General features: G+C 39.5%; 24 protein-coding genes and 1 pseudogene. 10 read left to right on the forward strand and 15 right to left on the reverse strand.

Annotation, left to right across the window (positions count from 1 at the left end):
- The first annotated feature begins 67 nt into the window (after nucleotides 1-67).
- Complete coding sequence (locus EAL04_RS02565) at nucleotides 68-1381, forward strand: Na+/H+ antiporter family protein (protein WP_120973074.1); 1314 nt, start codon at nucleotides 68-70, stop codon at nucleotides 1379-1381.
- Nucleotides 1381-2697 carry an MATE family efflux transporter gene (locus tag EAL04_RS02570; protein WP_276205513.1) on the forward strand — a complete coding sequence of 439 codons (1317 nt, stop codon included), beginning with the start codon at nucleotides 1381-1383 and terminating at the stop codon, nucleotides 2695-2697. Before EAL04_RS02565 ends, EAL04_RS02570 begins: the two co-directional genes overlap by 1 nt.
- Here the strand turns inward: EAL04_RS02570 and rny are convergent, their stop codons facing one another.
- Together rny and EAL04_RS02580 are read right to left on the reverse strand one after the other, a co-directional pair.
- Nucleotides 2698-4209 carry a ribonuclease Y gene (rny, locus tag EAL04_RS02575; RefSeq protein WP_240454677.1) on the reverse strand — a complete coding sequence of 504 codons (1512 nt, stop codon included), beginning with the start codon at nucleotides 4207-4209 and terminating at the stop codon, nucleotides 2698-2700.
- Nucleotides 4187-4861 (reverse strand): 5-formyltetrahydrofolate cyclo-ligase, encoded by a 675-nt coding sequence (locus tag EAL04_RS02580; protein WP_120973080.1) that lies wholly within the window; start codon nucleotides 4859-4861, stop codon nucleotides 4187-4189. Before EAL04_RS02580 ends, rny begins: the two co-directional genes overlap by 23 nt.
- Before the next feature lie 97 nt (nucleotides 4862-4958).
- On the opposite strand from EAL04_RS02580, the gene EAL04_RS02585 reads away from it, so the two are divergent.
- Both EAL04_RS02585 and ftsY read left to right on the forward strand, forming a co-directional pair.
- Nucleotides 4959-5516, forward strand: a complete 558-nt coding sequence (locus EAL04_RS02585) for a hypothetical protein (protein WP_120973082.1) — start codon at nucleotides 4959-4961, stop codon at nucleotides 5514-5516.
- 5 nt (nucleotides 5517-5521) lie between these two features.
- Nucleotides 5522-6400: a signal recognition particle-docking protein FtsY gene (gene ftsY / locus EAL04_RS02590; protein ID WP_120973085.1), complete on the forward strand. Its 879-nt coding sequence runs from the start codon at nucleotides 5522-5524 to the stop codon at nucleotides 6398-6400.
- Nucleotides 6401-6685: 285 nt separating this feature from the next.
- Here ftsY and EAL04_RS02595 read toward each other — a convergent pair whose 3' ends face one another.
- The 5 genes and pseudogenes from EAL04_RS02595 to moaA all read right to left on the reverse strand — a co-directional run bounded on the left by EAL04_RS02595 (nucleotide 6686) and on the right by moaA (nucleotide 10420).
- Entirely contained in the window at nucleotides 6686-7006 is a 321-nt protein-coding gene (locus EAL04_RS02595; protein WP_120973087.1) for a YkgJ family cysteine cluster protein, read from the reverse strand.
- Nucleotides 7007-7066: 60 nt separating this feature from the next.
- Nucleotides 7067-8035, reverse strand: coding sequence for a ferredoxin reductase domain-containing protein (locus tag EAL04_RS02600; RefSeq protein WP_120973089.1), 969 nt, complete (start codon nucleotides 8033-8035; stop codon nucleotides 7067-7069).
- A 9-nt stretch (nucleotides 8036-8044) separates the two neighbouring features.
- Nucleotides 8045-8347: pseudogene (locus EAL04_RS02605) on the reverse strand (hypothetical protein).
- Between the two features lie 10 nt (nucleotides 8348-8357).
- Nucleotides 8358-9089, reverse strand: a complete 732-nt coding sequence (locus EAL04_RS02610) for a hypothetical protein (RefSeq protein ID WP_240454666.1) — start codon at nucleotides 9087-9089, stop codon at nucleotides 8358-8360.
- Between the two features lie 365 nt (nucleotides 9090-9454).
- A complete protein-coding gene (moaA, locus tag EAL04_RS02620) occupies nucleotides 9455-10420 on the reverse strand; it encodes a GTP 3',8-cyclase MoaA (RefSeq protein WP_120973091.1) in 966 nt (321 codons plus the stop codon).
- 86 nt (nucleotides 10421-10506) lie between these two features.
- Between moaA and mobA the strand changes: the two genes are divergently transcribed.
- Nucleotides 10507-11112, forward strand: coding sequence for a molybdenum cofactor guanylyltransferase MobA (mobA, locus tag EAL04_RS02625; RefSeq protein ID WP_120973093.1), 606 nt, complete (start codon nucleotides 10507-10509; stop codon nucleotides 11110-11112).
- Complete coding sequence (gene flhB / locus EAL04_RS02630; RefSeq protein ID WP_120973095.1) at nucleotides 11105-12181, forward strand: flagellar biosynthesis protein FlhB; 1077 nt, start codon at nucleotides 11105-11107, stop codon at nucleotides 12179-12181. Before mobA ends, flhB begins: the two co-directional genes overlap by 8 nt.
- Nucleotides 12182-12292: 111 nt before the next feature.
- Here the strand turns inward: flhB and EAL04_RS02635 are convergent, their stop codons facing one another.
- From EAL04_RS02635 to EAL04_RS02670, 8 genes are all read right to left on the reverse strand, one after another.
- The gene (locus EAL04_RS02635; RefSeq protein ID WP_120973097.1) at nucleotides 12293-13030 is read right to left on the reverse strand and encodes a hypothetical protein; all 738 of its coding nucleotides are present in this window, start codon (nucleotides 13028-13030) and stop codon (nucleotides 12293-12295) included.
- A gap of 23 nt (nucleotides 13031-13053) precedes the next feature.
- Nucleotides 13054-14370 carry an N-acetylmuramoyl-L-alanine amidase family protein gene (locus tag EAL04_RS02640; protein ID WP_120973099.1) on the reverse strand — a complete coding sequence of 439 codons (1317 nt, stop codon included), beginning with the start codon at nucleotides 14368-14370 and terminating at the stop codon, nucleotides 13054-13056.
- Between the two features lie 6 nt (nucleotides 14371-14376).
- Nucleotides 14377-15468 (reverse strand): decanoate oxidase/trans-2-decenoyl-[acyl-carrier protein] isomerase FabX, encoded by a 1092-nt coding sequence (gene fabX / locus EAL04_RS02645; RefSeq protein WP_000255241.1) that lies wholly within the window; start codon nucleotides 15466-15468, stop codon nucleotides 14377-14379.
- A 16-nt stretch (nucleotides 15469-15484) separates the two neighbouring features.
- Complete coding sequence (gene tyrS, locus EAL04_RS02650; protein ID WP_120973101.1) at nucleotides 15485-16693, reverse strand: tyrosine--tRNA ligase; 1209 nt, start codon at nucleotides 16691-16693, stop codon at nucleotides 15485-15487.
- Nucleotides 16694-16716: 23 nt separating this feature from the next.
- Complete coding sequence (locus EAL04_RS02655; protein WP_120973103.1) at nucleotides 16717-19044, reverse strand: RelA/SpoT family protein; 2328 nt, start codon at nucleotides 19042-19044, stop codon at nucleotides 16717-16719.
- A complete protein-coding gene (locus tag EAL04_RS02660) occupies nucleotides 19031-19255 on the reverse strand; it encodes a DNA-directed RNA polymerase subunit omega (RefSeq protein ID WP_000712202.1) in 225 nt (74 codons plus the stop codon). Before EAL04_RS02660 ends, EAL04_RS02655 begins: the two co-directional genes overlap by 14 nt.
- 41 nt (nucleotides 19256-19296) lie before the next feature.
- On the reverse strand, nucleotides 19297-20019 hold the full coding sequence (pyrH, locus tag EAL04_RS02665; RefSeq protein WP_001148063.1) for a UMP kinase: 723 nt from the start codon (nucleotides 20017-20019) through the stop codon (nucleotides 19297-19299).
- A 97-nt stretch (nucleotides 20020-20116) separates the two neighbouring features.
- Nucleotides 20117-20800, reverse strand: a complete 684-nt coding sequence (locus tag EAL04_RS02670; protein WP_120973105.1) for an MqnA/MqnD/SBP family protein — start codon at nucleotides 20798-20800, stop codon at nucleotides 20117-20119.
- Nucleotides 20801-20931: 131 nt separating this feature from the next.
- Here EAL04_RS02670 and acnB point away from each other — a divergent pair, with 131 nt between their 5' ends.
- The 4 genes from acnB (at nucleotide 20932) to hofE (ending at nucleotide 26844) form a co-directional block, all read left to right on the forward strand.
- Nucleotides 20932-23490, forward strand: coding sequence for a bifunctional aconitate hydratase 2/2-methylisocitrate dehydratase (gene acnB, locus EAL04_RS02675; RefSeq protein ID WP_162982465.1), 2559 nt, complete (start codon nucleotides 20932-20934; stop codon nucleotides 23488-23490).
- 76 nt (nucleotides 23491-23566) lie between these two features.
- On the forward strand, nucleotides 23567-23833 hold the full coding sequence (locus EAL04_RS02680) for a hypothetical protein (protein ID WP_162982466.1): 267 nt from the start codon (nucleotides 23567-23569) through the stop codon (nucleotides 23831-23833).
- A 261-nt stretch (nucleotides 23834-24094) separates the two neighbouring features.
- Complete coding sequence (locus EAL04_RS02690; protein WP_120973110.1) at nucleotides 24095-25384, forward strand: IS701 family transposase; 1290 nt, start codon at nucleotides 24095-24097, stop codon at nucleotides 25382-25384.
- 92 nt (nucleotides 25385-25476) lie between these two features.
- Nucleotides 25477-26844, forward strand: a complete 1368-nt coding sequence (hofE, locus tag EAL04_RS02695) for an outer membrane beta-barrel protein HofE (RefSeq protein ID WP_120973112.1) — start codon at nucleotides 25477-25479, stop codon at nucleotides 26842-26844.

The raw sequence follows: 26844 nt of genomic DNA on the forward strand, positions 1-26844 counted from the left end.
TTGCGCTAAACAAGCGCAAAAATTCTATCATTTTTGTGCGGTATTTTCATTTTAACAAGGAGCAAAAATGCTAGAAAATAGCTCTGTATGGAGCAATCCTGCCTTTGTGGCTATCATTTGCATGTGCATTCTTAGCCTTTTAAGGCTCAATGTCATGCTTTCTATGATTAGCGCGACTCTCATAGCAGGACTTATGGGAGGGCTTGGGATCACGGAGAGTTTTAATGTGATGATAGACGGCATGAAAGGCAATTTAAACATCGCTTTAAGCTACATCCTTTTAGGGGCTTTGGCGGTAGCGATCGCTAAAAGCAACCTCATTAAAGTCGCTTTGAGTAAGCTGATAGGCTTAATGGATTACAAGCGATCCACTTTTTGCTTTTTGATCGCTTTCATCGCATGCTTTTCGCAAAATTTAGTGCCGGTGCATATCGCTTTTATCCCTATTTTAATCCCCCCTCTTTTGCATTTAATGAACCGGCTAGAATTGGATAGAAGAGCGGTCGCTTGCGCTTTAACATTTGGCTTGCAAGCCCCCTACTTGGTGCTTCCTGTAGGGTTTGGCTTGATTTTTCAAACCACCATTTTAGAGCAATTAAAAGCTAATGGCATTAGCACCACCATAGCGCAAATCACAGGAGTGATGTGGATAGCGGGGTTAGCGATGGTTGTTGGGCTATTTTTAGCGGTATTAACGCTATACAAAAAACCCAGGCGCTACAAAGAAAAATCTTTTAATATAGAAGATTACGCTTCGCTTCAATTAAACTACCATGACTATTTGACTTTTATAGGGATTATCGTGGCGTTTGTGATCCAATTAGCCACCGATTCTATGCCTTTAGCCGCCTTTTTAGCGTTAGCGATTATCTTACTAGGCCGTGGCATTAAGTTTAAAGAAACAGACTCTTTAATGGATGATAGCGTGAAAATGATGGCGTTTATCGCTTTTGTGATGTTAGTGGCTAGCGGGTTTGGGGAAGTGTTGCAAAAAGTGCATGCGATAGAGGGCTTAGTGAATGCGATCACAAGCGTAGTCCAAGGGAAGCTTTTAGGGGCTTTTTTAATGCTTGTTGTAGGGCTTTTTGTCACTATGGGGATAGGGACTTCTTTTGGCACGATTCCTATCATCGCTGTGTTTTATGTCCCTTTATGCGCGAAATTAGGATTCAGCATAGAATCTACGATTTTACTCATCGGCATAGCCGCAGCCTTAGGCGATGCAGGCTCACCGGCTAGCGATAGTACCATGGGGCCTACTTGCGGGCTTAACGCAGACAACCAACACAATCATATCTATGACACATGCGTGCCGACTTTTTTAGTCTATAACCTCCCTTTGATTGTTTTTGGAGTTCTTGGAGCGTTACTATTAGGCTAATCTATCAAGTTAAGAAAATCTTTTCTTTAGCCTTACCCTCTGGAATCAATGCTTTTTTAGATGTGCTGGTGGTCGCGCTCTCGGTTTTTTTTATGGGCAAGATTTCGCACCATCACATCGTGGCTTTAGGGGTGGGCTTGCAATTTTTGATGCTTTTTTATGGCATCAATACGATTTTATACACCGGCACTAACGCCATTCTGTCTAGGCTCGTGGGGGCTAGGGATTTTACTCAAATCAATCACGCTTTTTCCAGTATTTTTATAGGGGCGTTTGTGATTTGTTTGGGCGTGCTGTTTGTTTCTTATTTTTTGATTGAGCCTTTTTTAAATTGGATGCAATTACAAGATCCTTCACGCCAATTGACGCAAGATTATTTAGAAGTCTTAGTTATCGCGCTACCGAGTATTTTTTTAAAAAATGTTTTAGTTTCAGCGCTCGCTAGCTTTTCAGACACCCTAACCCCCTTTATTGTTAAAATCATCATGGTCATCGCATGCATTTTTTTGAATCAAGCCTTGATTTTTGGGGATTTTGGTTTTAAAGAAATGGGGATTGTAGGCTCTGCTTTAGCGAATGTGGTTGTCTCTTATTGGGAATTACTCGCGCTTAGTCTTTGGATACAAATCAAAAAAATCCCTTTAAAATTCAAAATAACCTTTCATTTTTCTTTTTTAAAAACCATGTTTAGAGTGGGTTGGCCGGCCGGGTTTGAGCGCTTATTGAGCTTGTTTTCTTTAATCCTCTTATCCAAATTTGTAGCGAGCTATGGGGATAAAGTGTTAGCGGGCATGCAAATAGGCATTAGGGTTGAAACCTTTTCGTTCATGCCCGGATTTGGGTTTATGATCGCAGCGATGGTTTTAACAGGGCAAAATTTAGGGGCGAACAAGCCAAAAATCGCCACAGAATACGCGCATTTGATTTTAAAAATCTCTATGGGTTTAATGGGGGTTTTAGGGATTGTTTTAGTCTTATTCGCTAAAGAATTCGCGAGCCTTTTTTCTCAAGATGAAGAAGTCTTGGAAGTGGCGCGATCTTATTTGATCGCTGTGGGCCTCTCTCAAGCCCCCTTAATCGGGTATTTTGTGCTAGATGGAGTTTTTAGAGGGGCTGGCATTTCTAAAGTCTCACTATACATTAACACCCTAAGCTTATGGGGGTTAAGGATCATGCCCATTTACTTGCTTTTAATTCATCATTTTAAAGTGGAATTTATTTTTGTAGTGATCGCATCAGAAACTTTTTTGCGCTCATTCATCTATTATAAAGTTTTTTCTAAAGGCATATGGAAAAGGTGCGGGAAAAAGGCTTAATCATTGCTTGAGCGTAGCGGTCGTTTTGAAACGATTTTCTCGCACCACTTGCACGCCCACTTCGCCCACATACTGAGCGCTCTCTTCTATCTTTTTAGCGATCTTTCTGGCAATAATAGGCACTTGATTGTCCCTAACTTGGTTGGATTTGACAATCACTCTTAATTCTCGCCCACTCTCCATCGCATACGCCTTTTCCACCCCATCAAATTCTAGCGCGATCTCTTCTAAAGCTTGCATGCGTTTAGCGTATTCTTCATCGCTCTTTCTTCTAGCCCCAGGACGCCCTGCTGAAAGCGCATCAGCCGCGCACACGCTCGCGCACTCCACGCTCAAAATCTCTTCATGCCCATGGTGGGCATAAATCGCATTGATCACAACCGGGTCTTCTTTATGGCGCTTGCACACCTCAACGCCTAAATTCACATGGTCTCTCCCAAGCTCTTGGGTGAGCGCTTTACCAATATCATGCAAAATACCGGCTCTTCTGGCGAGCTTTTTATCCCCCCCAAGCTGTTCTGCAATCAAGCCGGCTAAAAGAGCGACTTCTTTAGAATGCTGTAAAGCGTTTTGCCCAAAACTGGAGCGGTAACGCATTTTGCCTATTAAAATTTTAAGCTCATCTTCCATAACCCCAAGCTCTAATTCTAACACCACGCTCTCCCCTTCAGAAAGCAGTTCTTTTTCCATGTTGCGTGCGACTCTGTGATAAACCTCTTCAATCCTATTAGGCTGGATACGGCCGTCTTCTATTAAAATTTTAATCGTCTCGCTCGCCACTTCACGCCGATAAAGATTGAAACTGGACAAGCACAATTCGCTACTATCTTCGCTAAATTCTATATCCACCCCACTAATCTTTTTAAACGCTTCAATGTTTTTCCCGTCTTTGCCTATCACACGACCGATATAATCTGAGCAAGGCAAAGCGATACGAGTTGTTAAATTCTCTGTCGCGTAATTACCCGCAAAACGGGCTGTCGCTTCCGCTAAAATGGCATACGATTTTTTCTTGCCCTCTTCTTTGGCTTCTTTTTCATAACGCCTGATTAACGCACTTTTTTGGGCTTCTAATTCTTCTTCTAATTGCTCTAAAATCATGTTTTTAATTTCATCTTTAGTGTAAGCCATGTAATTGAGCATCGCGTCTAGCGCTTTGGCTTGAGCTTCTTTGTAAATAGCGCGCTGTTTTTTAAAATTTTCTTTTTCTTGTTCTAAAATTTGGCGTTCTTTTTCAAGCTCTTTTTTTTCCTTTTCTAAATAGCGTTTTTCATCTCTTACAAATTCTTTGTGCTGCGCTTCTAAATGCTTCAAATGCGCTTCTTTTTTGTCAAAATGGGTTTGGAGTTGCAAATTTTTGTTTTCATATTGCTGTTGCAATTTGCATTCTTGGCTTTTCATGCGCATCTCTTCAGCTTCCACAAAAGATTTCGCTTGAAACTCCATCAATTTGGCTTTAGCTGAAGCGCTTTTTAAAACGGCTTGCCCTCTAGCGTAATAGATCTTTTTCATCACATAATACATGGTTAGAGCGGTAATCAAACACGCTACCAAGACTTCTAATGAAATGTAAATTAACCCGCTGCTCATAATGTTTCCTTTTATCATTCTTCATAACGATACGAGCATTCATGTAAAGATTTGCTTCAATGTCATAGGCGTCTGTAAGAATACCATTAGCGATCGCTAATTCCCTACTCACAAACACGATTAAGGGGCGTTTTAGTTGCTTTTTGAATAATTGGGACAAACTCCTATCATACATGCCTAGCCCAAAACCCACGCGCCTAAAGCTTGTATCCATTCCTAAAATCGGCACGACAATGCAATCTAATTCTCGCTTATAACAGCGCGATAAACTCGGCTCATCAAACCACCCCAAACGCCTTAAGGGCAACCTAAAGGGCGCGATACTGAAAACCTCTTTGGAAGAATTAGCGCCTTTTTTGATGCTTTTAGGCAACCACACGCGCTTATTTTTTTGTCTTAACTTCAAAATCAAAGGCCTAATGTCAAGCTCATGCCCTAACGGGCTATACAATAAAATATTTTGATAATCTTTGAGTTTCCAAAACAAAAGCTTGCAAGCCAATTTATCCCTGACTGCTTTATCTTTGGTTGGTTTAGCCCTTTTCAAGCGTTCTTTACAAAAATCTCTAAAAATCGTTTTAATGGTTATAATCCTTAAATTTTAGACTTACATTATAGTATAATTTTAGGTTATTAGTTACCATTTTATTATTCTTAAGGATGTGTTTATAATGAGAATTAAGGCTTATTTTTTGCGTTTTATCGTGCTGGTTTTTATCGTTTTGTTGGGTTTTAGCGCTTGTAAAAATTCCCAAAAACCTCAAGATTCTCAAAACAATACCACCCAACAAGATAGCCCTAAAACCTACACCGCTATGGATTTGAATAACCAAGAATACACGATTATGGGCGATTTAGATTCCCTAAACATCAGCCCGGATTCTAACGCCCCTACCCTATTAATTTTAAGCGCTTTAGATGATTTTTTAAAAGATTACGCCCCCACCTTTAACATCTTAAAAAAAACTTTTAAAGATCGTTTGAGGGTGCTTATTTTACTCAATCAACCCTATTCAAGCGATGCAATCAAAGATTTTAGCGTGCATTCTCAAGCTGATTTGATGATTTTAAACCCTAAAGATACCGCTCTTTTTGATCATTTAAAGTATGACGCTTTAAACCATTCTTTTAACATGCTCTTATACCACAAGCACCAATTGATCAAAATGTATCAGGGGATCGTGCCAATAGAAATGCTCCAATTTGATATTTCTAACCTAAAGGATTAAAAATTATGTTTAATTTTTTCAAAAAAATTGTCAATAAGATTAAGGGCGAAGAGAAAGAAAAAAAGCGTGAAAATATCCCTAAAGAGGAATTAGAAGAAATTTTGATTGGCTTTGACATCCAATACGATTTGATAGAGAGCTTGTTAAAGCATTTAGGCGATTTAGTTACGCCCAAGCAATTAGAAGTCGCTTTGTTGCGTTTTGTGCGTGGGGAAAGCTATTATGATAAAACCCGCCTAAAAACTATCACCACAAAACCCTTAGTGCATCTCATCGTGGGGGTTAATGGGGCGGGTAAAACCACAACGATCGCTAAATTAGCCAAACTCTCTTTAAAACAGCATAAAAAAACGCTTCTTGGAGCCGGCGATACCTTTAGAGCGGCCGCAGTCAAACAGCTCCAATTATGGGGCGAAAAGCTTAACGTTCAAGTCATTAGCGCTAAAGAAGGGAGCGATCCAAGCTCTCTAGCTTATAACACCATAGAAAGCGCGATCGCTAAAAATATAGATGAAGTTTTTATAGACACCGCCGGGAGGTTGCACAACCAAACCAATCTCAAAAACGAGCTTTCTAAAATCGCGCGCACCTGCTCTAAAGTTTTAAAAGACGCCCCCTTTTATAAATTCCTTATTTTAGACGGCACGCAAGGGAGTTCTGGGCTAACGCAAGCGAAGATTTTCCATGAGACTCTGGCGTTAGACGGCGTGATCATGACTAAGCTTGATGGCACTTCTAAAGGCGGGGCGATTTTAAGCGTGCTGTATGAGTTGAAATTACCCATTCTTTATTTAGGAATGGGCGAAAAAGAAGACGATTTGATCACTTTTGATGAAGAACGCTTCATAGAAGACTTGGTTGATGCGGTGTTTGTGGAACAATAAACTAAAAACCCCTAACCCCACTAACCCCAAAAGACCGCTTTTTTAAAATCTACCGCTTGTTTTTTTCAAGCTCTTTTATTAGATTATAAAAAACGCTTTTTAGCATTTTCATAAGGGGTAATTCGCTTAATTTTTGGCTCAAAATTGGGGGGGTAAAATGGTTAATTTAGCTTTATTCTCTCATTTTTAACTAATTTTAAAATATAACCCAACTCATTCTTTTTGACTGTAATCAGACATTTTTGCGAGCCATAGCGATCGTTAGCTAAATTTCTAAAAACTATGTTATTTCGCAAGAATAACCCTAAAACTTATATCCATATGGTTTGCTTCTTGCAAGGCGTTACAAATCTCTGCATTTTTGGCATAAAATTCCTTCAGCGGGATATAAGAATAAAGCTTTTTGTGCGCTTCATCAACCCTGCAAATTAACGGGTGTGATTCATAAATCTTGCACAGATTCGTTTCCAAATCCAAAAACTTGCACACCCCATTGCCAACATCAAACCCAATAAGCTCAATAATCCCAGCGATATTTTTACAGCAAAGCCCACAAGAGGTGCAAGGGAAACGATTAGGAGTTGCTTGCTTTTTTGATTCTTCCATGTTCGCTTCTTTATACCCTCTATTTCACGCCCTTTTTTCCTCTTTTAAAGCTCTATAGTCCTAAGAAGTCTTATCGTCTTTTAGATCTTCAAGCCGTGCTTGCCTAAATCTGATACCACGCAAGCTATAATTCCCATTTTCTAAGCTATCCGTCTGATCTCGCATGAGAATGAGTGCGTTTTTTGCTTTTTCAGTGAGCTTTTGGTGTTCGTCCATGATAGGCACTTTCAAAAAAGTGCTCAAAGTCATAAGGGTTGAAACGGTAACGCTGAGTTGATCTTTTTCTTTTTGATTGTAACGAGAGGTATCGTAGTGATGCTTTTTCATCGTGGCGATGGCCTCTTGAGAAAGCGAGAAAAACAGTGCGTCAAACTTTGTGATCTGCCTGGTGAAAAGATCTGCCATTTTCTCAACGGATCTAAGATCATCAATCACCACATCCGCTTTTTTGACAGCTACTTCAACTTGAGAGTAATAAGCCTTGGCATCGTCTCGCTTTTTTTCCATTTCATCAGTGCTAATAGCCCCAAAAATAGCGAGTGTAGGCCCGGCAACAAGCCCTCCAAGCACTGCCATACCTGCAAGACCACTCGCAGCGAGCCCTCCACCCAACACAGCACCAGCAGTAAAACTAGAAGCCCCTAAGCTACCATAGCCTATAAGCATTTTCTCTATAATACTCTCATCAGTCATACCATTGGTATTAAGTTGGCTAAATAAATTTTGTGCATTTGAGAGATCTTGCATGTCGGCAACTTTGACGACAAACTCACGACCTTTCAATTGATTGAACTCTTTCACAAAACTTGACATGCTATAACTTTGGACATGGAGTTTTTTCTTACCCAATCTCACTAAAGCTTGATTGCGACTAGACTGCACATTATCAACTTTTCTTTTTGCTTCCTCTTTTAAATCGTTGGCTTTTTTGATAACTATATTAATTTCATCAGCAGTATCAATACTTTTTTTAAACCCATATCCTGCTGCCGCTAGGGCTAATCCTCCTAAAATGAATGGTAATGGCATGTTTTCTCCTTAAATGTTATTTTTGATATTTTCTAAAGCTTTTAGATTTTCATCAATGCTTTTTTGAAGCTCAGATAACACGGCTTTCTTTTGTTCTCTTGGCAAATCGCTTGCACCAATCAGATCTTCATGGAGATAAGCAAAATGAAGCGTTTGATAAATATCAATCATTTATTCAATAACGCTGTCTTCAATCCCAAGCGTTCTAGCGGCTTGCATGAATTTCTCACGATCTCTTTGATTGAAAGAACCACCATTTTCCAATGACTCTATCACATTGGTTACAATTTCATATCTATCATTTTTTTCCATGTTTTCTCCTTTACATTCTTATGTCTTTATTACTGGTAATTAATTCCCAAAATTCTTGGGTATTATTAAACAAGGGCTTTTGACCTAGTCTTTCTTGAATATTATCATTGACTCCTATGGCCAAATCCGCATCGCCTGCATAAAGCGCCCTCTCAAGATTATTAAAATTCTCATTAAAGAATTTTACATTCCCATGAAAATATTGCTTAAACACCTCCTTAAATTGATTTTGATACGCCTCTAGCAGCTTGATGATCTCACGGCATTCTTTTTCAATCTCAATACGCCTTTGGCGTGCCAATTTAGCCTCTTCACGAGCCTTTAGAAAAGCGTTAAAACAAGTTTCGCTCAACGCTGCACCCACAAAGCCCCCAATCAACGCCCCAACCACAGGAATGGGGATCGCTAATTGACCAATGCTCCCCATAGCTATACCGCTTAAAAAAGTAATGTTTTCTCTCCCAAGTTTCTCCAAACACTCCACCCTATCAATCTCTCTACGCTTTCCACGAAAATAATCAATTAAAACCTTGCAATTTACCACACTACCCCCTACAATCATCGTAGGCACTGAACTATTACCAACGCTTTGGATGAATTTGTTAGGGTTATTTTGTATCATATCCCCTAACAACGAGCCCCCAAATGCAATACCATAACTATGCACCCCATTCTTTAAAGTAGTCTTAATGGTGCACTTGAACGCTTCTTTGTAGTCTTTTCTTTTTTTTTTGACATTCATAGATACTCTTTAATGAAACAAGAAAATTCAAGAATTCAAGCTCTAAAGCATGCATCCCTGCTTCATGAGAGCTTTGTAACGGAATATCTTGCATGTTTTCTAACATGAATTACCCTCTCTTTAGCGGTGTTAATAGGTGAGATTTAAAAAAAGCGAGAGATTTTGGGGATTTTAAAAGGTTTAGGGTAAGCTCATAAGTAACCCCCCCCCCCAGAAAGACCGGAAACTAAAAAAGCCGGGAATAAAAAACGCTAGGAATTTTTCCATAAAGACCTCCTTGTTGTTTGATCTAGCCACTATAACCAAAAATCCTAAACAAACCGCCTTATTTTTATAAAAAGATTTAAAATAATAAATATTTTCCCCTACCCCCCTGTGTAGTAAAACGCCCTTGTGGGAGTTTTGCTGTTTTTATCATTCCACATGTTTTTTTCTGGTTTATTGATGATAGATTGCTTTAAAAGCCTTTTCATCATTTTTGTATCTTTATTTATGATCGCTTCTTTAGCGTCTATGGCGTCTTGATAGTATAAACATGGGCAAATCTTGCCATCAGAAGCCAAGCGGATACGATTGCAAGATTGGCAAAAATCATCGCTATGCGGAGCGATAATGCCAAATTGATAGCCATTTTCTAGCGTGTAGATTTTAGAAGACCCTTTTTTAGGTTTTTCCATGCCCATAATCTTATATTTTTGAGCGATCAAATCTAAAATTTCTTCCTCTTTCAAGCCTTTAACCAAATCCTTAGCATGCGTATTTTCCATAAATTCAATGTAGCGGATTTGTATGCTTCTGTTTTTTGCGTATTCTAAAAGCTCTAAGATTTCATCATCATTAACGCCTTTCATCACAACCGTGTTTAATTTGAGTTTTAAACCCACCTTCAAGGACTCTTCAATCCCTTCTAGCGTGTTTTTAAGAGCGTCTTTTTGAGAGATTTTTAAAACCCTATCGCTTTTTAAAGAATCTAATGAAACATTCACCCGTGATAACCCGGCATTTTTTAAATCCTTAACCATTTTTTTGAGTAAAAAACCATTAGTGCTTAAAACTAACGCCACTTCCTTATTGTAAGCGTGTAGCTTAGCGATAAACTCGTCTAAACCCTTGCGTAACAATGGCTCCCCACCCGTGATTCTAATTTTTTTAACGCCCTCATCAATGGCGATTTTAAGAAATTCTAAAACATTATCCAAAGGCAATAATTCTTCATCATCAAAAAAATTTAATGGCGTAGCAGGCATGCAATACTGACACCTGAAATTACATTGTTTGGTTACAGAAACTCTAATATAATCAATAACCCTATTAAAATTATCTACTAACACTCCCTTTATCCCTTATGCCCTTTATTTAAGCTTTTAGTGTAACATAATAAAACAATGACTTAACAACATCAAAATGGATAGATCTTTTGAAAAACCCTATCATTGATAACATTCCTTGCGTTTTATTAGCTGGAGGCAAAAGCTCTCGTTTCATCATTAATGGCGTTCAAATCAATAAGGCTCTCATGCCTTTAAAATCGTATTCTAGCCTTTTAGAATACCAATACTCGCGCCTTTTAAAACTTTTCAAACAAGTCATTATCAGCGCGAAAAAATCTTACGAGTTAAACGCTCCCTATCTTTTAGAAAGAGAGAGCGGTCTTTTCTCACCCCTTTTTGGCATTCATAACGCTTTTTTAACGCTGCAAACCCCTTATATTTTTTTTATCGCCATAGATGCGCCTTTAGTGTCCTTTGAAAGCATCAAGGTTCTTTGTGAAATTAAAAACTTTAGCGTAGTCTATGCTAAAAGCCCTACAAAAGAGCATTATTTGATTTCTTTGTGGCACAAAAGCACCCTTAACGCCCTTAATTACGCTCTTAAAACGCAAAATTATCGCTTGAGCGATCTTGTGAAAAATGCCTCTTCAACCGCTATCCATTTTGATAAAGAAGAAGAGTTTTTAAACCTCAACACCCTAAAAGACTATGAATTAGCCGTTCAAATTTTAAAAGAGGGATCAAATGGCTGAAGAAGAAAAAACCGAACTCCCTAGCGCGAAAAAAATCCAAAAAGCCAGAGAAGAAGGCAATGTGCCTAAGAGCATGGAAGTGGTGGGGGTTTTAGGGTTATTGGCTGGGCTGATGAGTATTTTTATTTTTTTTATATGGTGGGTGGATGGCTTTAGCGAAATGTATCGCCATGTATTGAAAGATTTTTCCCTAGATTTTAGTAAAGAAAGCGTTCAAGAGCTGTTTAACCAGCTGGCTAAAGACACTTTTTTATTGCTTTTACCCCTTTTAATCATTTTAATGGTGGTGGCGTTTTTATCCAATGTCTTGCAATTTGGTTGGCTCTTTGCCCCTAAAGTCATTGAGCCTAAATTTTCTAAAATCAACCCTATCAATGGCGTCAAAAACCTTTTTTCTTTAAAAAAGCTCCTTGATGGGAGTTTGATCACTTTAAAAGTTTTTTTAGCTTTTTTTCTGGGGTTTTTCATCTTTTCCTTATTTTTAGGGGAATTAAACCATGCGGCTCTTTTGAATTTACAAGGCCAGTTGTTGTGGTTTAAAAGCAAGGCGTTATTACTCATTTCTTCGCTTTTGTTTTTATTTTTTGTCTTGGCTTTTGTGGATTTAGTGATCAAGCGCCGCCAATACACTAACTCTTTAAAAATGACTAAACAAGAAGTTAAGGACGAATACAAACAGCAAGAAGGAAACCCAGAAATCAAAGCCAAAATCCGCCAGATGATGGTAAAAAACGCCACAAATAAAATGATGCAAGAAATCCCTAAAGCTAATGTTGTGGTAACTAACCCTACCCATTATGCCGTCGCTCTCAAATTTGATGAAGAACACCCTGTGCCTGTGGTGGTGGCTAAAGGCACGGATTATTTAGCCATTAGGATTAAGGGAATCGCTAGAGAGCATGATATAGAAATTATAGAAAATAAAACGCTCGCTAGAGAGCTTTATAGAGATGTGAAATTAAACGCTACCATACCAGAAGAATTGTTTGAAGCGGTAGCGATTGTCTTCGCTCAAGTGGCTAAATTAGAGCAAGAACGCCAAAAACAAAAGATCATCAAACCTCTTTAAGATTTTTGTAAAACCGCTTTTAAGCCCCAAAAAGACACTCAATCAAGGATACTCAATCAAAGACATCAATCAAAAAGCTTTAACAATCCCTATTGAATGAGAGCCAAGCCTTTAAATCTTATGCTCCAAACGCCTTAAAGTGTTATGGATGTATTCTAAAAGCCACCCCAACAAGCCTAAAAAGTAAAAACCCAACCGCATGCCATAATATTCTTTAGTTTGAATGAACATGCTAGAACACAGCACCACCACGCTAAGCCCCACGATCAAAATAAGCGTGTTAGCGTATTCATACAGCCCAAAAAGGCGTTTGTGATAGATTAAAACCAGTATCAATAAAACAAGAGCGAGTGTAAAAAGGGAAAAATCCACGCAATCAGACACGCTTAAAAATCTAAAACTCTGTAAAGAAGAAGCAAAAACCCACACGATGCAAATATCCATAGAGGGCAAGAAAGATTGCTTCATGCTAGCCCCTAAAAAACGCCACAATAAAGTCGCTAACAGCGCAAAATAGAAAAGATAAAGCACTATTGAAGAATTTTTAACAGGAAAATTCCAAGCGTAGAAAGAAAGGCATAAGATCCCTACGCAAGCGCATTTTTGGCGCGTGAGAGTGAAAGGCTTTAGAATAAGCACAAGCAAATAAATCAAAGAAACGCCTATTAGCCCTAAGTAATCTAATTTGACAATGAAATCATAAACATGGTTTTCAAATAAAAAAAACAATTGGGAAAAATCATCGCTAAAATGCGAAAACAACAAAGTTTCCACATTGAACAGAAACAACAAAAAAAACAATGAAGAAAAAACGACTTTATGCGTGTATATTTTTTGATAAAAATTCATCTACAACCTAATCATTTCATTGCCTAATCATTCTTGCTGAAGAAACTATCAATGCCATCAGCAATGCCCTTAGCCAAGATCTTTTGATACGGTTTGCTTTGGATGCGTTTAGATTCTATCGCATGGGAATTATAACCAATTTCTATTAAAATTGAAGGCATTAAAGCCCCGGCTAACACCCAAAAAGGCCCCTCCCTAACACCCCCATCCACCACATCAGGGTAATTTTTGCGGACACTTTGGAGCATGCCGTATTGCACATCAATCGCTAGTTTGTTAGAGACAATCAATCGCTGCGTGTTCAATGAATTTAAAAGCAAACTTTTAGAAAAATAATCCATCAAATTCACATCGTCTTTATTTTCTTGCTCAGCCACTTTCCTAGCCCTTTCACTCCTTGCGGTGGATAAAAAATAAGTCTCTATGCCATGAGCGTTAGAAGTGGAGCGCTTGGGGATGGAATTGGCATGCACTGAGATGAATAAATCCGCGCTTTTTTTATTGGCTAATTCCGTGCGAGCCACTAAATCAATATAAATATCCTTATCCCTTGTCAATAAAACGCTATAGCCTCTTTTTTTAAGCTCTTTGTGTAAAAACTTCACCACTTCTAAAACAATGTCCTTTTCACACACCAAATTCGCGCTCATCGCCCCGCAATCTTTCCCCCCATGCCCAGCGTCTAAAACGATCTTTTTGTGTTTTTTGCGCTTGGTTTTGATGAAAGCGTCATTTTTTTCTGCTATAAAAATTGGGTTCTTACTCTCATTTTCCGCTTCTTTTTTAGGAATTTCTTTTTTAGCACTCATTTCGTTCAATGGAGAGTGCACATGTTTTGAATGTGCATGCTTAATTGGCGTTTTTTCTTTGGTCTCTTTAGACTTTTTAGCCTCTTTTTTAATGGGCTTAGGGGTGGGTTTTGGCGTTGTGTGTTTGAGTGCATGGTGTTTGGGTGGTTTGGGCGTCATTTGATGCCTGATTAAGGGCTTTTTCTCCACGATAGAAACATAGAGCTTGTCTTTAAGGATTTTGACTTCATAAGTCATTTTAGGAGCATAGCCGATAACCACTCGTGCTAATTTAGGGCTGAATTGTGCGATCGTGATAAAAGATTGCTTGGAGAATTGGTAATGCTTTTTAGGAATGGTTAGAATCGCTTCTAATTCCAAATAACTCTTAAAATTTTTGAGCGGAACTTCTTTGAATTTTTTAATTTCTTGATTGAATACCATTTTAACGCTGCTAGATCCAAAAGGCACAATGTTAGTAATTTTAAGGGTTGTAGCATAAGCAAAATGCAACCAAAAAAGACATGCAACAACCCCTAACCTCACAAGCACTACAAATTAACCCTCTGTAAGCTCTTTGATCAATTCATGCACGCTGATAATCTTATCCACTCTATAGCCATTAGCCCCGGTAAAATAAAGCCCCTCTTCTCTGTTCCCTAAATAACTGCGCCCCAAACCATCAGCGATACAATAGCCCACCTTTTTAGCCTCTTCACCCCTGTTACAAGGCGCTACACAATTGCTCACGCATGCGATTTTAGGCGCGTTACCCTCTTCAATGCGTTTGATCACCCCCGTATTAATAGCCCTAGCCGGATAGCCTACAGGCGATTTGATGAGTAAAATATCTTCTTTTTTGAGCGTGGGCAAAAGATCGGCATACGCTTTAGCGTCGCATTCTTTCGTGCCTAAAAAACGAGTCGCCATTTGCACCCCACTCGCTCCAAGGCTTAACATGGTGTCTATATCTTTCCTATCCCAAATCCCCCCCGCAGCGATGATAGGGATATTCCCCCATTCTTTAGAAGCTTCCACGACTTTAGGCACTAAGTTTTCTAATTGGAATTCTTCTTTGAAACAATCTTCGTATTTAAAGCCCTGATGCCCCCCACTCAAAGGCCCCTCTACAATGAATGCGTCCGGGATTCTTTTATAGCGATCGCTCCATCTTTTACAAAGGATTTTTAAAGCCTTCGCTGAAGAAATGATAGGGATGAGCGCCACATCGCTAAAATCCTTAGCGAATTCAGGCATGTTAGTGGGCAAACCAGCCCCTGTAATAATAATGTTCGCCCCCGCTTCACAAGAATCCCTTAAAACACGGCCATAGTCATTGATAGCGTATAAAATATTCGCCCCCAAAGGGTTGTTCCCACAAATCTTCCTAGCGTTTGCAAAAATCTCATTCAACGCTTTTTTGGAGTAAAAATTCAACGCTTCAAAGGGTTTTTTAGCCACAATCCTTTCTACAAAACGCATGTTTTTATAATAACCAGTCCCTACGGCTGAAATCACTCCTAAAGCCCCTTCTTTGGCAACATTTCCAGCTAGTTCATCCCAGCTAATCCCCACACCCATGCCCCCTTGAAAGATAGGGAATTTTATGGTGTGCTTACCGATTTTTAGCGGTTTGAGTGTTGATACCATAGCTCTTTCCTTAATATTAGTTAATATTTAATTTCATAAATCTTTTCTTACCAAGCTGTATAACATAATTTCCTTTAACAAAACGATAACTCTCATCTTTTACCACTTCTTGATTAATCTTTACCCCTCCCCCTTGAATATCGCGCCTGGCTTGTGAAGTGGATGGGCAAAAGCCAATCTGTTTTAAAACATCTAAAATCCCCACCCCTTCATCAAAATCGCTCTCTGATAAAATTTCAGGCAAAAGGTTTGCACTAAACACTTTAGAAAATTGCTCTTTAGCCTTGAATGCTTGATCATTGTCGTAATAACGAGCCACGATTTCACTAGCGAGATCCTCTTTAACGGCTTTAGGGTGCAGGGTTTGGTTTAAAATACCATGTTTTAAGTCTTCAATTTCTTCTAAAGTCTTAGCGCTCAAAAGAATGTAGTAGCGCCACATGAGATCATCGCTCACGCTCATGATCTTCCCAAACATCGCATTAGGCTCTTCAGTGATCCCCACATAATTCCCCAAGCTTTTACTCATTTTTTGCACCCCATCAAGCCCCTCTAATAAAGGCATGGTGATGACAGACTGCTCTTTATTCAAGCCATAAGCTCGTTGCAAAAAACGCCCCACCAACAAATTAAACTTTTGATCGTTGCCCCCAAGCTCAATATCCGCATCCATCGCTACTGAATCATAGCCTTGCAATAAAGGGTATAAAAATTCCACGATGCTAATGGGGCGGTTTTCTTTATAGCGTTTAGCAAAATCGTCCCTTTCTAGCATTCTAGCGACTGAAAACTTCGCGCACAATTCTATCATGCCCTTTGCACCTAAAGTATCCAACCAAGCGGAATTAAAGCACACTTCGGTGTGTTTTTGATCTAAAATTTTATAGATTTGCTCTTCATAAGTTTTAGCGTTTTCTAAGACTTGCTCCCGGTTTAAGGGCTTCCTCGTTTCATTTTTACCTGTGGGATCGCCTATCATAGCGGTAAAATCCCCAATCAAAAACTTAACTCTAGCCCCATATTGCTGCAATAAAGCTAATTTTTGGATCAATACCGTATGCCCTAAATGCAAATCGGGAGCGGTAGGATCAAACCCGGCTTTAACGATAAAGCGTTCATTGGTTTCATAATATTTTCTAACCAACTTTTCAATGTATTCTAATCCAATGATTTCATTAGCGCCTCTTTTGATCTCTTTTAAGGCGATACTGACTTTTTGTTCCATGTTTATTCCTTAATTAGGGCTTATTATGACTCATAAGCGTCATCCAGACTGGATAATTCTACAATCCTATCCTGATATTTGCGATTGATTAAGGCTCTGATCCAATCCGCCTTATCCGTGGCTATTTCAAAACTCACTTCGCAATGGCTAGAATATTTGTCTTTATAGCCCAAATAAGACACGCCCACAATATTGCATTCATTCCTGTTTAAAAAAGTCAATAAACCCGCTAAAACCGACTTTTTTTCGCCTAAATAAAACATCATTTTATAAATCGTTCGATCCCGCTTGTGCCATTCTATATAAACCATAGGCGCTTTAGCATCCACTTCCGCTATCGCTTTTTTGCAAAATTTATGGTGTGCAACCGCCTTTGGATCTTTTAAATCCGTTACAATCGCAATGATTTCATCGCCGTATTTAGGATAACAACAATCATTCAACAACACCTGTTTGATTTCTAAAGCGTTACTTGAACAAACGCTAAAATGCTCCAATTCCTTACACTGCCATTGCCGGTTGGGGGTTAAAAAATTCAAAACATTGGTTTTAAAACCCAAATACCTCAAACCTCGAGTCCATAAACTCATCTCCTGGTATTCTAAAATCGCGTCTTCTTTTAAAGAAAACACCTTATTTTCAATCTCTTCAGTGAGCTTGGCTAAATTTTCAAAGCTTTTCATCGCTTCTGTTAAGGTGGTCTCCACCCCACAATCTGTTAATTTTTCTTCAAAGTTTTTATAATCTTTCAAATCCGCATCTTCAAAAACAGAGCGCCCAAAAAAAGTCGCTAAGATATTGATCATGCTCTTAGTGTCAATTTCTTTCAAGCGGTTTCTTCTTTGGATGCGCAAATGATTTTTAGCCTTAGAAGTTTTAAGCTGATCCATCCAAATGAAACGAGGTATTACTTTATCGCCTTTAATGATTTTAACCACATCCCCACTCCTTAATTCTTGATTGAGTAAGGCTTTTTTACTATTGATATAAGCGTCCGTGGCTTTATCGCCCAAATCGCTATGCACCATGTAAGCGAAATCTAAAGCGATCGCGCCCACCGGTAAAGTGTAAGTGTCCCCATGGGGCGAAAAAACGACAATATCTTCACGATACAAATCGTTCTTAGCGAGTTCGTAAAATTCCTTAGGGTCGTTTTTTAGATCGCTGTCATGGTATTTAAAATTTTGCAACCACCGCATGCCCTCATGATGTTCTTCATGATCCACGCCCCCGGCTTTATACTTCCAGTGGGCTGAATTACCATACTCCGCCCCCATGTGCATATCAAAGGTGCGGATCTGCACTTCATAAACAGAAGATTCATCAAAAATCGTCGTGTGTATCGTCTTATAGCCATTTTCTTTGGGCAAAGCGATGTAATCTTTAAAACGAGAAACAATGGGCTTGAAATTCAAATGGATGATCCCTAAAACTTTATAGCAATCAATCGGGTTTTTCAATAAAATCCTAATGGCCAACAAGTCCAAAATTTCATCAATATTGACCGCACCTTTCCGTTGCATCTTAAGATGGATAGAATAAGGGCGCTTCACCCTTGTAACGAGTTTAAAATCCGAATGGCTAAACCCGCTGTCAAAAAGCTTTTTTTCTAACTTGCTCGCAAAAGCGTTGAGTTTTAAGAGTAAAGACTGCTTGTTTTTGTGCAAATATTCCTTGATATTTTTATACTCTTCTGGATAAATATAATAAAAGCTTTTGTCTTCTAATTCATTTTTGATTGAAGACATGCCCAATCGGCTCGCTATGGGGGCATACACCGCTAGAGTTTCTTTAGAAATACGCACTTGCTTGTCATGAGGCAAGGCGTCTAAGGTGAGCATGTTGTGCAACCTGTCGCTAATTTTTACCACTAAGGCTCTTGGATCTTGTATCGCACTGATTAGGATCTTTCTAAAAGTGAGCGCTGAAACCACCATTCTGGGATCTTGAGAGCTCACGCCTAATTCTTCTTTCCTGATTTCAGTGATTTTAGTGAGCGCATCCACTAAATTAGCCACATCTTGCCCGAATTCTCGCTCAATCGTTTCAATCTCACAAGGCGTGTCTTCTACCACATCATGCAAAAGCGCAGCGCACACCATCGCTTCATCGCCCCCACAAAACGCCACCACGCTCGCCACGCAAATAGGATGGACGATATAAGGCTCGCCGCTTTTTCTGTATTGCCCCTTATGGCTCTTGGTCGCTAAATTTAGGGCGTTTTCAATCTTGGGCGTGAAATCAATTAAAGTCCTTAAGATTTCAATGCCACCCTTTGGGGTCGTAACTTTTTTGATAACATCCAGAATCCGTAAGAATCCGATATCAACGGATTTATCAATTTCGTTCATCTATCCTGTCTATATCAATTTTCCCTTCAGCGATTTCTCTAATGGCAATATCCACTAATTTATGGCGTTTAGGGTCCATATTCACTAAAGTTTTGGCTCCGGCGTTTAATTGCTTCACACGAGCGAAAACTAAATTATCTAGCATGTAGCGGTCGTTCCCAATATTTTTTAAGGCTTGAGCGACTAAACTCTCTGTTCTCTCTTTTTTCAAACTAATCCTTTTATTTTGAGTTCTATCCAATTTTAAAGGGCTTATTTTACCATAGAAAACACGCCTTGTTGGTGCTTAATCACTTGCAACAAATTCCCTTTTTTGAACATGTTACACACCACAATGGGGAGCTTATTGTCTTTAGCTAAAGAAATAGCGGTATCGTCCATCACTTCAATATCCCCTATCAATGCATCGTTATAGCTTAAAGTGTCCAATTTTTTAGCGTCTTTGAATTTGTTAGGGTCTTTGTCATAAATGCCATCCACTTTAGTCGCTTTAATGATTAGATCCGATCCGATTTCAATCGCTCTTAAAGTGGCAGCCGTATCCGTAGTGAAAAACGGGTTTCCCGTGCCTGCGCCAAAAATCACCACCCTACCCTTTTCTAAATGCCTAATCGCTTTTCTGTAAATGTAACTTTCACAAATTTCTTTGATTTCAATCGCGCTCTGCACCCTTGTGTCTAAGCCGATATGCTCTAAAGCTTCTTGCATGGCTACCGCATTAATCACGGTGGCTAACATGCCCATATAATCCCCACTGGTGCGCCTGATAATCCCCCCTTGAGCCGCGCTAACCCCCCTAATGATATTGCCTCCACCAATCACAATACCCACTTCAATATCGTTTTCCACTAAACTTCTGATCTCTTTAGCGATGTGATCTAATACATGGATGTCAATCCCAAACTGGTTGTCCCCAGCTAACGCTTCCCCAGAAAATTTCACCAAAACCCGCTTGTTTTTTATCTTTGCTTGCATGATCCCTTCTTAATCCATTAATAAAACTTTTGATTGTAACCTAATCTTGCTTAAAAACACCCTTTCTAAATTTTAAGCCTACATTCTCAGCGAATCGCTAAAAACGCTTGGGTTTTTGGATGCGTTTGAATAACAATTCACGATAGAACGCTTTAAGGCCTAATTGCTCTTTTTTGCCTAAAGTGTAGTAAATTTTTTGCAAGTAGTTTAGAATGTCTTGGCGTTTCAAGTTGGTTTTTAAAGCGGCTTCTTTAAGGATGTAGTAAGGGATTTTTGTTTTTTTGTGTTTGAAAGCTAAAGACAAACGCTTGTAAAAATCCTTGTTTTGATAATAACACAAACGCCCAAAAACAAACGGCAAGCGTTTTTTTTCATACCACAGAGCGGCTAAATCTATAAAATCTTTTTTAGGGTTGGAATAGTAAAATTGCAGCGCTTTATTGCCGATTAAAACTTCGCCCTTTAACCCTAACACTTTAGAGAGAGCGTTTGAAGAAGCACTTTCTTTATCAAAAGCGTTTTTTGCATCCACAACCAGCACGCTTAAAACCTCCTTATAAGCAACAATGCCTAAAGAATAAGAACAAAGAGCGAATGAATAGCCAGCAATAGAAGAAATAAACCCCGCATCAATGCGCCTGAATAAAAAACTCTCATTAAGTTTGGAGGGGTAGGTTTTTTTAAGCCGTAAGAATTGTTTGAAATAACAAGGGGTGGGGTAGGATTTGATAAACACATCAAAAGGGAGCATGTTTAAATAATCAATTTTACCAAAACGCACTTAAAATCCTTTTTTGCATCGCATGGTAGCTAAAGTTTCTTACAACTTAACTAAAAGTAAAAAGAGTTTTGTTATCATGGGGCAAATGACTAGGGCATTAGCAAATAATGCTATTTAATAAAGGAGAAATGATGAAAGATTTTTTAGAAGATTACAAAAAAAGCGTTTTAGAAAGAGAAAGTGAGGGTATTCCGCCACTCCCTTTAAACGCTAAACAAGTTCAAGCCGTCGTTGAGATTTTGATGAAAGATCCCACAAACGCCTCTTTCGCTAAAGAATTACTCATTCACAGGGTAAGCCCTGGGGTTGATGAGGGGGCGAAAGTCAAAGCGGAATTTTTAGCCCAATTGTCTCAAAAAAAACTAGAATGCGCGCACATTAGCGCTTTAGAAGCGACCACTCTTTTAGGCACGATGCTTGGGGGGTATAATGTAGAGCCTTTGATTGTGGGCTTAGAAAGCCAAGACAAAAGCATCGCTAAAGAGAGCGCGAAAGCTTTAAAAACCACCCTTTTAGTCTATGGATCGTTTGATAAAATCGCTACAATGAGCAAAACTAACGCTCTGGCTAAAGAAGTGCTAGAGTCTTGGGCGAACGCCGAATGGTTTTTGAATAAAGAGCCTTTGAATGAATGCATTGAAGCGTGCGTGTTTAAGATTGATGGCGAAACCAATACCGATGACTTAAGCCCAGCGAGCGATGCTTTCACGCGAAGCGATATTCCTTTACACGCCAAAGCCATGCTAAAAAACCGGATTGAAAATTACGAACAACGCATTGAAGCCATTAAAACTAAAGGCGTTCTTGTGGCGTATGTGGGCGATGTGGTTGGCACAGGAAGCTCTAGAAAAAGCGCGACAAACTCTATCATGTGGCATTTTGGTAAGGACATTCCTTTTGTGCCTAATAAAAGGAGTGGGGGCATTGTGATTGGAGGGGTGATCGCTCCGATTTTCTTTGCGACTTGTGAAGATAGTGGGGCGTTACCTATTGTGGCTGATGTTAAGGATTTAAAAGAGGGCGATTTGATTAAAATCTATCCTTATAAAGGCGAAATCACGCTAAACGATAAGGTGGTTAGCACCTTTAAACTAGAGCCTGAAACTTTGTTAGATGAAGTTAGGGCTTTTGGGCGTATCCCTTTAATCATCGGTAGGGGTTTGACTAATAAGGCGCGTAAATTCTTAGGGCTAGGCGAATCTGAAGCGTTCAAAAAACCATCCGCTCCTAAAAGCGACGCTAAAGGCTACACTTTAGCCCAAAAAATTGTAGGCCATGCTTGTGGGGTAAAAGGGATCTTACCTGGCGCTTATTGTGAGCCAAAGGTTACCACCGTGGGCAGTCAAGACACCACAGGGGCAATGACTAGAGATGAGGTTAAAGAATTAGCGAGTTTGAAATTTGATGCGCCTTTTGTGTTGCAGAGTTTTTGCCATACCGCCGCTTACCCAAAACCTAGCGATGTGAGTTTGCATGCAACCTTGCCTGGCTTCATCACTCAAAGAGGCGGTGTGGCGTTGCATCCGGGCGATGGCGTGATCCATACATGGCTGAATCGCATGGGATTGCCTGACACTTTGGGCACAGGGGGGGATAGCCACACTCGTTTCCCTTTAGGCATTAGTTTCCCGGCAGGGAGTGGATTAGTCGCTTTTGCAGCGGTTACAGGAACGATGCCATTGAACATGCCAGAATCCGTGTTGGTGCGTTTTAAAGGGGAAATGAATCCTGGGATCACCTTAAGGGATTTAGTGAATGCGATCCCTTATTATGCCATTAAAAAAGGGTTACTCACGGTGGAGAAAAAGGGTAAAATCAATGTCTTTAATGGGCGTATTTTAGAAATTGAAGGCTTGCCTGATATTAAAATGGAGCAGGCTTTTGAATTAAGCGATGCGAGCGCAGAAAGGAGTGCGGCCGCTTGCGTGGTGCGTTTGAATAAAGAACCGATGATTGAATACTTGAAATCCAATATCAAGCTCATTGATGAGATGATTGCGAGCGGTTATGAAGACAAAGAGACTTTGAAAAAGCGCAGAGATGCGATGCAAGCTTGGGTGGATAAGCCGGTATTGTTAGAGCCAGATAGTAACGCCCAATACGCCGCTGTCATTGAAATTGATGTGGCAGAAATCACGGAGCCTATTTTGGCTTGCCCTAATGACCCTGATGATGTCGCTACTTTGAGCGAAGTTTTAGCGGATACGACCGGCAAAAGACCCCACGCTATTGATGAAGTGTTTATTGGCTCTTGCATGACGAATATCGGGCATTTCAGAGCCTTTGGTGAAATCGTTAAAAACGCTCCTCCCAGTCAAGCACGCCTTTGGGTAGTGCCACCCAGTAAAATGGACGAACAAGAGCTGATTAATGAGGGCTATTATGCGATTTTTGGGGCTGCCGGGGCAAGGACTGAAGTCCCAGGCTGTAGCTTGTGCATGGGCAATCAAGCGAGGGTTAGGGATAATGCGGTCGTCTTTTCCACTTCCACGCGCAATTTTGATAATCGCATGGGCAGAGGGGCTAAAGTGTATTTAGGCAGCGCGGAGCTTGGGGCGGCGTGCGCTTTACTAGGGAGAATCCCCACTAAAGAAGAATACATGAATTTAGTGAGCGAAAAGCTAGAGAGCCAAAAAGACAAGATCTATCGCTACATGAACTTTAACTTAATGGAGAATTTCAGGCTCTAGTTTTGTTTTCATTAAAAGGGGTGATCCCTTTTGGCTATGACTGAGTGTTGGGAGAGGATAAAAAAGGAGAGTGGTGATGAAAAAAATCGTTGTGAGTTGGTGTGTAGCGTTGGCTTTTTTAAGCGCAGATCCAGAACAAGCCAATAAAGCGATCAGTAATGCGGATTTGATTGAAGAGATAAGGGATTTAAAAAAAATCATCAGCACGCAAAACACTGAGATTAACAATTTAAGAAAAGTGCAAGAAGTGTTGTCTGGGCAATTAGGGGATATGCGTAAGGATATATTAAGCACTAGAGATTATTGCATTAGCTTAAGGCCTTATATCTATAATTGGCGCTAGGGGATAATCAAAAACATGAAAGCATGCACCATTCAATGATGCAATCCTTTAATGGTTGAAGGAATTAAAGTTGGGGGGGTTTGTTTCTCGCTCTGTATCCATGTAATGGGGACTTTATAGAGTTTGAGTGTCCAAGCGTGTTTACTCTCGCATGTTTTAGAAAAATCCTCTCAAGTTTTGTAGGGGTAAAATCAGTCTCCTTTTAGGGTTAAATATTCTATAATAAAATTTTAGGAAATTCAGTTTAAAAGATATTAAAAAATGCCATACGCCTTAAGAAAAAGATTTTTCAAACGCTTTGCGCTGATTGTCTCCACTTTTTGCGCGATAAGCTTGAACGCTAAAAGCTATCTGTTTTCCCCTTTGCCTCCAGCGTACCAACAAATCATTAAGACAGAGCCTTGCTCTTTGGAATGTTTGAAAGACTTGATGCTGCAAAATCAAATCTTTTCTTTTGTGTCTCAATACGATAACAACAACCAAGATGAGAGCCTTAAAACTTATTACAAGGACATCTTAAACAAACTCAACCCCGTATCCATCGCTTCTCAAACCCCAGCTAAAGAAAGCTATGAGCCTAAGATTGAATTAGCGATTTTACTGCCTAAAAAAGTCGTGGGGCGTTATGCCATTTCGGTGATGAACACCCTTTTAGCGTATTTGAACACTAGAAACAACGATTTCAATATCCAAGTCTTTGACAGCGATGAAGAAAGCCCTGAAAAATTAGAGCAAACTTATAAAGAAATTGAAAAAGAAAAATTCCCTTTTATCATCGCTTTATTGACTAAAGAGGGCGTGGAAAATTTGCTCCAAAACACGACTATCAATACCCCTACTTATGTGCCTACGGTAAATAAAACGCAATTAGCAAATCATACCGAGCCTTCTTTAAACGAGCGCTTGTATTTTGGGGGGATTGACTATAAAGAGCAATTAGGCATGCTCATTTCTTTTATCGGTCATAATTCGCCCGTGATTGAATACGATGATGATGGCCTGATAGGCGAACGCTTGAGGCAAATCACGGAGTCTTTAAATATTGAAGTCAAACACCAAGAAAATATTTCTTACAAGCAAGCCACGAGTTTTTCAAAAAATTTTAGAAAACATGATGCGTTTTTTAAAAATTCTATTTTGATTTTAAACACCCCTACCACTAAAAGCGGCCTGATTCTTTCTCAAATAGGGCTTTTAGAATACAAGCCCTTTAAAATCCTTTCCACACAAATCAATTTCAACCCCTCTTTACTCTTACTCACCCAGCCTAAAGACAGAAAGAATTTATTCATTGTCAATGCCTTACAAAATAGCGATGAAACGCTTATAGAATACGCTTCCTTATTGGAGAGCGATTTAAGGCATGATTGGGTGAATTATTCCAGTGCAATTGGGCTAGAGGTGTTTTTAAACACGCTAGATCCGCATTTTAAAAAGTCTTTTCAAGAGAGTTTGGAAGACAATCAAGTCCGTTACCACAATCAAATTTATCAGGCTTTAGGGTATTCTTTTGAGCCGATAAAAAATGAAAGCGGGACAAAAAAAGAATAATATTTAGATAATTATTTGAATACTTTCATTTTTAATAGGTTTTTAATAAAATTGGATTATGATACGAGGGAAAATTAAACAAAGGTTATTCGGTGTTAAAATTTCAAAAATTACCTCTATTGTTTGTTTCCATTCTTTACAATCAAAGCCCTTTATTAGCTTTTGATTATAAGTTTAGTGGGGTAGCGGAATCTTTTTCTAAGGTGGGGTTTAACCATTCCAAACTCAATTCCAAAGAAGGGATTTTCCCTACAGCCACTTTTGTAACCGCCACGATCAAGCTTCAAGTGGATTCCAATCTGCTCCCTAAAAACATTGAAAAACACAGCTTAAAAATAGGCGTTGGGGGGATTTTAGGAGCGCTCGCTTACGATTCTACCAAAACGCTCATAGACCAAGCCACGCATCAAGTCTATGGCTCAGAGCTTTTTTTCTTCATAGGGCGTTGGTGGGGGTATTTAGGCGACGCTCCTTGGAAAGACTCCCGCATAGAATCTGACGCTCACACCCGTAATTATGTGCTGTATAATTCCTATTTGTTTTATTCTTATGGCGATAAATTCCACATCAAATTAGGGCGTTACCTTTCTAACATGGATTTTATGAGCGGTTATACACAGGGTTTTGAACTGGATTATAAAATCAACTCTAAAATAGCGTTAAAATGGTTCAGCTCTTTTGGGAGGGCTTTAGCTGCGGGGCAATGGATACGAGATTGGTATTCTCCTATTGTTACTGAAGACGACAGAAAAGATATTAATGATGGCATCCATGCGGTGCAACTCTATTTTTCTAGCAAACATGTTCAAGCCACGCCCTTTTTTTATTTTTCACCTAAAACTTACGAAGCGCCCGGGATTAAAATCCATATTGATAGCAACCCGAAATTTAGGGGTTTAGGGTTGCGATCTCAAACCCTTATCAATGTGATTTTCCCCGTTTATGCTAAAGATTTATACGATGTGTATTGGCGTAACTCTAAGATTGGCGAATGGGGTGCATCGCTTTTAATCCACCAACGCTTTGACTACAACGAGTTTAACTTTGGCTTTGGTTATTACCAAAATTTTGGCAACGCTAACGCAAGGATTGGCTGGTATGGTAACCCGATCCCTTTTGACATAAGAAGTAACAGCATTTATGGTTTGGTTTTTAGTAACGCTGTTACCGCAGACTCTGTTAGCGGATATGTCTTTGGTGGGGGCGTGTATAGAGGGTTTTTATGGGGTATTTTAGGCAGATACACTTATGCCACTAGAGCGAGCGAAAGATCCATTAACTTGCACTTGGGTTATAAATGGGGTTCTTTTGCTAGCGTTGATGTGAATTTACAATACTATGCGGTGAGCATGCACACTGGCTATAAGGTTAATGATCTCACTAGCCCTTTTAATAAAGCCTTTAAAGCGAACACACAAGACAGGAGCAACCTTGTGGTTAGCGTGAAGTTCTTTTTTTAA

Origin of the sequence: Helicobacter pylori (assembly GCF_003638305.1) — a bacterium.
Taxonomy (GTDB): domain Bacteria; phylum Campylobacterota; class Campylobacteria; order Campylobacterales; family Helicobacteraceae; genus Helicobacter; species Helicobacter pylori_DJ.